This is a genomic window from Neisseria sp. Marseille-Q2251, from assembly GCF_940793045.1.
In the GTDB taxonomy this organism is placed as follows: domain Bacteria; phylum Pseudomonadota; class Gammaproteobacteria; order Burkholderiales; family Neisseriaceae; genus Neisseria.
This window is the reverse complement of record NZ_CALNWV010000027.1, coordinates 24,860-33,884: the sequence shown is the minus strand read 5'-3', so window position 1 is coordinate 33,884 and position 9,025 is coordinate 24,860. Positions and strand designations below refer to the sequence as shown.

Sequence of the window (9,025 nt, the reverse complement as noted above, 5' to 3'; positions counted from 1 at the left end):
TGTATGCGCAAACTGCTGACGATATTGAATGCCCGGATGCGTGATTATTTTGCCGAAAATGGTATCCAAACGGCTTGATTTGAGTTTTGGTATTTTTGCCCGACGGGGTGAAAAATACAGTTGCTACCCGTTTTCAGACGACCTTCTTTGAAAGAAAAAAACCTGCACGGTTGTCCGTGCAGGTTTTTGTTTGCGCTCAGGTTGGGGCAACCTTACATCATGCCGCCCATACCACCCATGCCGCCCATATCAGGCATAGCCGGTTTTTCTTCAGGGATTTCGGCAATCATGCAGTCGGTCGTCAGCATCAGGCCTGCGATAGACGCGGCGTGTTGCAACGCAGAACGGGTTACTTTGGCGGGGTCGAGTACGCCCATTTCAATCATGTCGCCGTATTCGCCGGAACCTGCGTTGTAACCGTAGTTGCCTTTGCCTTCCAGCACTTTGTTCACCACTACGCTAGGCTCGCCGCCTGCGTTGGCAACGATTTGGCGCAGCGGAGACTCAACGGCGCGCAAGACGATTTGTACGCCTGCGTCTTGGTCGGCATTGCCGGTGTGCAGGTTTTCCAGAGCGGCACGGGCGCGCAACAAGGCTACGCCGCCGCCGGCAACCACGCCTTCTTCAACGGCTGCGCGGGTAGCGTGCAGCGCGTCTTCCACGCGGTCTTTTTTCTCTTTCATTTCGACTTCGGTAGCGGCACCGACTTTGATTACTGCCACGCCGCCTGCCAGTTTGGCAACGCGCTCTTGCAGTTTTTCTTTGTCGTAATCGCTGGTTGCGGTTTCGATTTGTTGGCGGATTTCGGCAACACGCGCTTCGATTTGGGCTGCGTCGCCGAAGCCGTCGATAATGGTGGTGTTTTCTTTACCGATTTCGATGCGTTTGGCTTGACCCAAGTCTTCCAGAGTGGCTTTTTCCAAAGACAGACCGACTTCTTCGGCAATCACGGTACCGCCGGTCAGGATGGCGATGTCTTGCAACATGGCTTTGCGGCGGTCGCCGAAGCCCGGAGCTTTCACAGCAACGGTTTTCAGGATGCCGCGGATATTGTTCACGACCAAAGTCGCTAAGGCTTCGCCTTCTACGTCTTCAGCGATAATCAAGAGCGGACGGCTGGCTTTTGCCACTTGTTCCAAAACAGGCAGCAGATCGCGGATGTTGCTGATTTTTTTGTCGAACAGCAAAACAAACGGATTATCCAAAGCCGCGATTTGTTTTTCCGCGTCGTTGATGAAGTAAGGAGACAGGTAGCCGCGGTCGAACTGCATACCTTCGACGACATCCAATTCGTTTTCTAAAGATTTGCCGTCTTCAACGGTAATCACGCCTTCTTTGCCGACTTTTTCCATCGCTTCGGCAATAATCGCGCCGACTTGTTCGTCGGAGTTGGCGGAAATTGAGCCGACTTGGGCGATTTCTTTGGAAGTATCGCAAGGTTTGGCGATGTTTTTCAGCTCTTCAACCAAAGCGGCGACGGCTTTGTCGATACCGCGTTTCAGGTCGGTCGGGTTCATGCCGGCGGTAACGTATTTCATGCCTTCGGCGACGATGGCTTGAGCCAGTACGGTGGCGGTAGTGGTACCGTCGCCCGCTACGTCGTTGGTTTTGGACGCCACTTCTTTCACCATTTGCGCGCCCATGTTTTCGAATTTGTCTTTCAGTTCGATTTCTTTAGCGACGGTAACGCCGTCTTTAGTGATGTGCGGGCCGCCGAAAGCGCGGTCAACGACTACGTTGCGACCTTTAGGGCCCAAAGTTACGCGGACGGCGTTTGCCAGAGTGTTCACGCCGCTGACCATTTTTTGGCGGACTTCGTTACCGAACTGTACGTCTTTTGCTGCCATGTTTTGATTCTCCAAAATTGTTTAATGTTGTTTGAGGTCGTCTGAAAACCTTGTACGTCTTTTCAGACAACCTGTTGTTCTGAATAGACGGAATGTTTATTCGACAATACCGAAAATATCTTCTTCGCGCATCACCAACAGCTCTTCGCCGTCGGCTTTTACGGTTTGACCGCTGTATTTGCCGAAAATCACTTTGTCGCCGACTTTGACATCCAGCGGACGGCGCGCGCCGTCTTTACCGATTTTACCCGCACCCACGGCGATCACTTCGCCCATGTCGGGTTTTTCAGCGGCTGCGCCCGGCAAGACGATGCCTGATGCGGTTTTCTCTTCAGCTTCCAAGCGTTTGACGACGACGCGGTCGTGTAAAGGACGGATGGTCATGTTTTATGCTCCGATAAATAGTTTGAAAACAATCATCTACCTTCATCCGGCAGATGCGGTTTGAAAAAGAAGGCGGCAAGTTCATCAAAAAACTTGCCTGAACACAGCGGCAAATTAGGGTTCGGCCCGATAAATTCAAGGGAAGAAGCAAAAATTTTCCGCTTAAGGTCGTTTGAAAACGGACACGGCAGTTTTGCACCATTCCCCGCCCTACTTTTAAGGCTGATCAAGCAGGCAGATATTTTCAGACGACCTTTTACAGTCGGCAAACTTCAAATGGTTCAATCAAGAAAAAAACAGACACTATCAGCGCAAACATAAACACGCCTTTACAAAATAGTATCTCATCTTTAAAATAAATAGAAATCATTATTAATAATGAATTTAACCAAAGAACTGAAACTTGCCCCAACAAAGGAAATTTACATGACCTCACCCCTGTTCCGCTTCAGCCTGCTCTCCTTAGCACTCGCCGCCGGTTTTGCCCACGCGGAAAACGAAGCGAAAGAAAGCGTTACCCTTGATACTGTTACTGTGAAAGGTCAAGCTACAAGCGCCACACACCGTGTAACGACAAAACGCATGGAAGAAACGACTTCCACTGATTTAAAAGACGTATTGTTCAACGAACCCTCTATCAGTTTCGGCGGCGGCAACGGTCAGTCGCAATGGGTAACCATCCGAGGCATGGGACAAGACCAAATAGACTATAAAGTTGACGATACTTACACTGACAGCCAGATTTTCCACCACAACGGCCGATTTATGCTTGACCCTGCATTGGTAAAAGTCGTTGCCGTACAAAAAGGTACGGGTTCGGCCTCCGCAGGTATCGGTGCAACCAGCGGCGCAATTGTTGCTGAAACGGTTGAAGCTAAGGATTTGCTGAGAGAAGGCCAAAACGTCGGTTTCAAATTAAATGCCGGCATCAGCAGCAATAAAGGTTATTCACGCGGCGCAAGCGTTTACGGTCAGGCAGGCGGTTTTGATGCTTTGGTTTCAGGCAATTTCGTACGCGACAAAGAATACACGGCAGGCAAAGGCTACCGTAATCTGCTCGGAAGCGATAAGGTTTTAAACAGTGGATTGGGTTCGCGCGGCTTGCTGGGCAAAATCGGCTATCGCTTCAATGAAGACAACCGTATTGAATTGAGCCACCGCCAAGAGAAACAATATGGGGAACGCGCCCTGCGCGAAGAATTCGATTTCTCACAAGTATTCCAAACCGACCGCCGCACGGGTCAATACGTTCTGGATGCCAACGGCAACCGCATTCCGAATGTCGCCACCAACTCGCCGCGTTACCGCACACTGACCCAAGACACCACCAACTTGGAATTCAAAGGCGGAAACTTGGGCTTCATCGACAAAATCAAAGCCAATGTTTACCGTTTGAACACTAAACGTGATGAAGTCCCCAATCCCAATTATGAATTGGATGGCGAAGTGCGGACATACGGAGCCAACCTGAATCTTGACAGTCGTCTATTTGACCGCCATACCTTGAAATACGGGGTAAACTGGCGCACTCAAAAAAGCAGCTCAAACGGAGAAAACAACGAGAAGAAAAACGATGCCGGCGTATATGTAGAAGGCATTTGGGATTTCTCTCCGGTTACGCTGACCACAGGTTTGCGCTATGACCGCTGGAAAATGAAAACCAGCAGTAATACAGAAAATTCAGACGGCAACCTCAATCCAAGCATCGGGTTGGTTTATGACATTACCCCTGATTTTTCCATCAACACCAGCCTGAACTATGCAACCCGCAGCCCCCGCCTGTACGAAGCAGCTTTAGCAAACAACAGGCCGATTGTTTCATCGCCTGACTTGAAAGCAGAACGCTCGCGAAATGCAGAAATCGGCTTTAACTACCACTGGAATTCTGCCCTGATGCTCTCCGGCAGCTATTTCCATCAGCAAATCAAAGATGTACAGGCCATCCGTCAAGAAGGACGAAACTACGTCTGGTATAACGGCGGCAAGCTGAAAAACAGAGGTTACGAACTGAACGCCGCCTACCGCTGGAAAGGTCTGACCGCACGTGCAGGCGTAGCTTACAGCAGACCGAAACTGAACGGCGATACCGCCGACATCGTGACAACCGCTATCCCGATGGGACGCACATGGACAACAGGTCTGTCGTACCAATTCGACAATCCGAATCTGGAAATCGGCTGGCGCGGACGTTATGTCCAAAATGCAGGCTACGCCCCAACCTCGCGCGGCTCTGATGTGGCTCTGAATGTTGTCCGCGCAGGCTACGGTGTCAACGATATATTCGCCAACTGGAAGCCGACGGGCAAAGACGATTTGAACGTCAACTTCGCCGTCAACAATGTCTTGAATAAAAACTACAAGCCGCACAGCCAACGCGCAGGTGCTAACGCCTTGCCTGAACCTGGCCGCGATATCCGCTTGAGCGTTAACTACCGCTTCTAAGAACCGCGTAAAAACAAAGACGTCGTCTGAAAACCCTTTACTGTTTTTCAGACGACGTCTTTCTGTTTGGAAAACCGTGTTTATCGGAGACTGTTTGTTCAAATGTCCTTTCGGACAGCCTTGTCTCGTTTCGCTTCGGTTGAGTGAATGTATTGCATCAACGTTTTAATAAAAACGGTCAAATCATGCTGCCACGAATGGCGGTTGGTTTTAGTGAAATACAGCGATATTTCGGGCTGCTCCATCAGATAGCAACCGAAACTCTCGTGCAGCGGTATAACGCTGATATCGTTCACATTATAAAAAGCAATGGTCATCGGCAGCGTGAAATAAGGATGGGTCAACGTCCACGTAGCGGGGAAGGCAGGGATATCTTCTTCTAAGGCGACGGTTAAGTCATGGATATACAGGACATTACGCAAGTCTTCGATGTGCTTTTTCATGGTTTCATTTTTCACCCTAACTGAAAAAACGCTTGGACAAAGCGGGTGATGTTTGCCCGATTTACCGCTTGCAGTACAACGACCGCTTCGTTTTTCAAAAAACCGACTGAGTCAGATTCATCGACACAGGTTTGGTTGAGGCGGCATAAATCGTAGAAGGTAAAAACAAAATTTTGCCCATTGATACATAATGGAAAATTCAATAGACAGCCTTTGTTCTCGGCTTCAAATTCGGCAAGATCATCAAACCATTCAGGAAATGTGATGTGCATGAGTTTCCTTTTAAAATCGTATGAAAAGTCCGTTTCGTTAGGAATAACTCTCAAAAGGTCTTTTCAGACGACCTCAAAGCTACCTAAAAAGCCAAATACTTCAATTCTCACGGATGATGCGCAAGTCCAATCGCCATTCGAGATGTAATAGACAATAAAAAAAATCCTGCATATTGCTATGCAGGATTTTTTATTTGGGGTGGCTGATGGGGCTCGAACCCACGACAACTGGAATCACAATCCAGGGCTCTACCAACTGAGCTACAGCCACCATTAACTTTTGGCACGCCCGACAGGAATCGAACCTGTAACCCCCGACTTAGAAGGTCGGTGCTCTATCCGGTTGAGCTACGGGCGCTCATTGCCGATTCGTGCTGAATTTTGGTGGTCGGGGCGGTGGGATTCGAACTCACGACCCTCTGCTCCCAAAGCAGATGCGCTAACCGGGCTGCGCTACGCCCCGACTGAAGAATGGGAATATACAGATGAGTGGAAATTCTGTCAATCCAATTTGAGATGATTTTTCTTTTTCCTAAATTATCTGATTATTTTTATTTGAAATTTAGTTTTCCGCATACTTTGCATAAGGTGCAATACAGTTCAAAAATATGGCTTCGGTTTTTGCTGTTATCCGCCTGCCAAATCGGTTTAAAAATGCGATAATTGTCCTTGCTATTTATTCATAACCGAATGGAACTTTCATGACAGCTCAATTGATTGACGGTAAAAAAATATCGCAGGAGCGTTTGCAGCTGGTATCCGCTGCGGTAGCCAAGCGGCTTGAGTCGGGATTGCGTGCGCCTTGTTTGGCGGTAGTATTGGTCGGGAACAACCCTGCCAGCGCCGTATATGTCCGCAACAAGAAATCGGCATGCCAAAAATGCGGCATCAGGTCTTTGTCTTATGAATTGCCTGCATCGACTTCTCAGGAAGATTTGTTGAAGCTGGTTGATGAATTGAACGGGAACGCGGAAGTAGACGGTATTTTGGTGCAGCTTCCGCTTCCTGAAGGCTTAGACAGTCAGGCTGTTTTGGAACGTATCCATCCGGACAAAGATGTGGACGGTTTCCATCCTTATAACGTGGGTCGTTTGGTGGTAAAAATGCCTCTGATGCGCCCTTGTACGCCCAAGGGTGTGATGACGCTGCTGGAGGCTTACGGCATCGATCCGAAAGGCAAGAAAGCGGTGGTCGTCGGGGCATCGAATATCGTCGGACGCCCTCAGGCATTGGAGCTGCTGCTTGCCCGCGCCACGGTAACGATTTGCCACAGCGCGACGGAAAACCTAGACAAAGAAGTCGGGGCTGCCGATATTGTGGTGGTGGGCGTCGGGATTCCCAATTTTGTCAAAGGGGAATGGATTAAACCCGGCGCGGTGGTGATTGATGTCGGGATTAACCGTTTGGAAGACGGCAGCTTGTGCGGCGATGTGGAGTTTGATGTGGCAAAAGAACGTGCCGGAATGATTACCCCGGTACCCGGCGGGGTCGGTCCGATGACGATTGCTACTTTATTGGAAAATACTTTACATGCTGCGACGCTGCATGATTAAACCGCTATAAACTGACATGATGCGGCAGGTGGCAGATTGGCGGCTTCACTTTCAGCCACTAAGAACATTATTCAACGTGGCGGAACATGCCTAAGGTCAATCTGTCCAGCCCTGCCAAATCTTGTTGCGTACTGACTTTCGCAAAGCCGTTTGCCGTCAAAATCTGCCGTACTGCTGCGCCTTGGTTGTAACCGTGTTCCAGCAGCAGCCATCCGCCCTCTTTCAAAAATTCCGGCGCGCGCTGCGCCAGCTCTCGAATGCAGGTCAAGCCGTCGGCAAAATCTGTCAACGCCGTTTGCGGCTCGAATCTTAAATCCCCTTGGCTCAAATGCTCGTCGCCGGCCTCAATATAAGGTGGATTGGAAACGATGACATCGAAGCGGTGTTTGTCTTCAGACGACGTCTTATCCGTCTCAAACCACGAACCCAATGCAAACTCGACCCTTGCGCCCAAAGTTTCCGCGTTTTTACGGGCAATCGCCAACGCTCCGCTGCTGATGTCGGAAGCGCGTACTGCCGCATCCGTTCTTTCCAACGCCACAGTCACGGCGACCGCCCCGCTGCCCGTTCCCAAATCCCAAACCTGCCCGTTTGCGGGGAGATGTTCGATTACCGCCTCCACCAAATGCTCGGTTTCGGGACGGGGAATCAACACGTCGGGACCGACTTCAAACCATCGTCCGTAAAACTCCCGTCCGCCCAAAATATACGCCATCGGCTCGCCTTTCAGACGACGTGCCTGCAGGATATCCAGTTGCGCGGCTACTGCTTCCGGCAGCGGATCGGCGCCTTGCGTGACCAACTGCACACGGCTATAACCGCCTGCATGTTGCAGCAACATACGGGCTTCGAGTCTCGGCAACTGCGAATGGCGCAGCCATTGGTCTAAGGTCATGTCGTGTTTGTCCTGAGTTTGTACGGGTAACGGTGAGGGGTCCTGTTTATCTTAATCTTTGCGCGGCGGCCAGTAAACTTCTTCTTTTTTGACGATACCGCGTTTGAAGATATCGGCAGCAAGAGCAGCGGTATCAGGTGGATTTTGGTAGAACACCGCGTCTTCTTTACTCATTGCGGAGTAGATGCCTTTCCAGTGGATTTTGGCAGGCGGCAGGGGCAGGACTTCGTCCAGACGAAGGAAGGTGTAGAAGGGGTTGCCGCTTTTGGTGCCTGTGCCTTTCAAAGCAACTTTCAATTCTTTATAAGCCGCTTCTCGGATAGGGTCTGCATGAATATCAGAGAAATTCTTCATAAGTTCTTTATTTTTAGCAAAAACCATTTCTAGATTTAAGGCAGCGTCACCACCTCCTTCACCACCGTGGCGCACTGCGCTATGCATCAGTAACAGTGATTCTTTTAAGTTACCGTGACGAATTTCCTTAACCATGGATAATTCCTCCATAGCAGCCGAAAAACCCTGTCTAGCTGCGCAATCAAGCAACAGTTCGCGCGTGTTGTAATCTTTAAATCGTTTATCGTAAATCCGTGCCAATTCATATTGTGCCAGCGGCACCCCCAAATCCACCGCCTTTTGCAGGTAGGCAAGAGCGAGTTTAGGGTTATAGCGATAGCCCGCATTGCCTTCATACAGCGCATCAAACAGCCAGTAGTTTGCCATCGCCCAGTTTTTGTCCAGACCGTAGTGCAGCCATTTGCGGGCGCGACTGGGCTGGGGAGCATACAAAGTACCGCTTGCCCCTTGTCCGTTGGTATAAAGTAAATAAAGGTTATTGATTGCCTGATAATGCCCCTTCGACGCTGCCGCTTCATATAGGGTAATCATATCCTGAGCCTGCCGCGTATTCTTGCGCCAACCTTCAGCATGAATCAGAGTGGCGGCACGATACCAAAGATGGGATTCGGCATCGGGCGGAGACGGCGGTGTCCAAGTCGCGCAGGTATATTCGGTGCGCTTGGAATCAAAGGCTTTGGGTGCGGGATGGGTGCGGGTGTAATCGCGGTCGGATTGGGACGGCGAAACCGAACCGCAGGAAACCAGCAGGGGGATAAGCAGGGCGATGAAAGTGAGTTTGTTCATGGTATGTGTTGATTGTGTTTTTGTTGAGGTCGTCTGAAACTGAAAATCA

The 9,025-nt window shown here is 50.0% G+C and carries 9 protein-coding genes and 3 tRNA genes; 3 read left to right on the top strand and 9 right to left on the bottom strand.

Going from position 1 to position 9,025, the window contains the following annotated elements; translation table 11 throughout:
• Window positions 1–212: 212 nt before the first annotated feature.
• Together groL and groES are read right to left on the bottom strand one after the other, a co-directional pair.
• A complete protein-coding gene (groL, locus tag AAG834_RS09485; protein WP_003744506.1) occupies window positions 213–1,847 on the bottom strand; it encodes a chaperonin GroEL in 1,635 nt (544 codons plus the stop codon).
• Window positions 1,848–1,943: 96 nt separating this feature from the next.
• Window positions 1,944–2,231: a co-chaperone GroES gene (gene groES, locus AAG834_RS09480; RefSeq protein ID WP_003744509.1), complete on the bottom strand. Its 288-nt coding sequence runs from the start codon at window positions 2,229–2,231 to the stop codon at window positions 1,944–1,946.
• Window positions 2,232–2,291: 60 nt separating this feature from the next.
• On the opposite strand from groES, the gene AAG834_RS09475 reads away from it, so the two are divergent.
• Window positions 2,292–2,552 (top strand): hypothetical protein, encoded by a 261-nt coding sequence (locus AAG834_RS09475; protein ID WP_342031976.1) that lies wholly within the window; start codon window positions 2,292–2,294, stop codon window positions 2,550–2,552.
• A 105-nt stretch (window positions 2,553–2,657) separates the two neighbouring features.
• Window positions 2,658–4,673 carry a TonB-dependent receptor domain-containing protein gene (locus tag AAG834_RS09470; protein ID WP_342031975.1) on the top strand — a complete coding sequence of 672 codons (2,016 nt, stop codon included), beginning with the start codon at window positions 2,658–2,660 and terminating at the stop codon, window positions 4,671–4,673.
• A gap of 98 nt (window positions 4,674–4,771) precedes the next feature.
• Here AAG834_RS09470 and AAG834_RS09465 read toward each other — a convergent pair whose 3' ends face one another.
• From AAG834_RS09465 to AAG834_RS09445, 5 genes are all read right to left on the bottom strand, one after another.
• Window positions 4,772–5,116 (bottom strand): hypothetical protein, encoded by a 345-nt coding sequence (locus AAG834_RS09465; RefSeq protein WP_342031974.1) that lies wholly within the window; start codon window positions 5,114–5,116, stop codon window positions 4,772–4,774.
• Between the two features lie 11 nt (window positions 5,117–5,127).
• Window positions 5,128–5,388, bottom strand: coding sequence for a hypothetical protein (locus tag AAG834_RS09460; RefSeq protein WP_342031973.1), 261 nt, complete (start codon window positions 5,386–5,388; stop codon window positions 5,128–5,130).
• Window positions 5,389–5,583: 195 nt separating this feature from the next.
• Window positions 5,584–5,659 (bottom strand) — tRNA-His (locus tag AAG834_RS09455).
• 10 nt (window positions 5,660–5,669) lie between these two features.
• Window positions 5,670–5,746: transfer RNA gene (locus AAG834_RS09450), tRNA-Arg, on the bottom strand.
• Window positions 5,747–5,773: 27 nt separating this feature from the next.
• Window positions 5,774–5,851 (bottom strand) — tRNA-Pro (locus AAG834_RS09445).
• A 238-nt stretch (window positions 5,852–6,089) separates the two neighbouring features.
• Here AAG834_RS09445 and folD point away from each other — a divergent pair.
• Window positions 6,090–6,941, top strand: coding sequence for a bifunctional methylenetetrahydrofolate dehydrogenase/methenyltetrahydrofolate cyclohydrolase FolD (gene folD / locus AAG834_RS09440; RefSeq protein WP_342031972.1), 852 nt, complete (start codon window positions 6,090–6,092; stop codon window positions 6,939–6,941).
• Window positions 6,942–7,008: 67 nt separating this feature from the next.
• Here folD and prmC read toward each other — a convergent pair whose 3' ends face one another.
• Both prmC and AAG834_RS09430 read right to left on the bottom strand, forming a co-directional pair.
• Window positions 7,009–7,836: a peptide chain release factor N(5)-glutamine methyltransferase gene (gene prmC / locus AAG834_RS09435; protein WP_342031971.1), complete on the bottom strand. Its 828-nt coding sequence runs from the start codon at window positions 7,834–7,836 to the stop codon at window positions 7,009–7,011.
• A gap of 51 nt (window positions 7,837–7,887) precedes the next feature.
• Entirely contained in the window at window positions 7,888–8,976 is a 1,089-nt protein-coding gene (locus AAG834_RS09430; protein ID WP_342031970.1) for a tetratricopeptide repeat protein, read from the bottom strand.
• Window positions 8,977–9,025 lie beyond the last annotated feature (49 nt).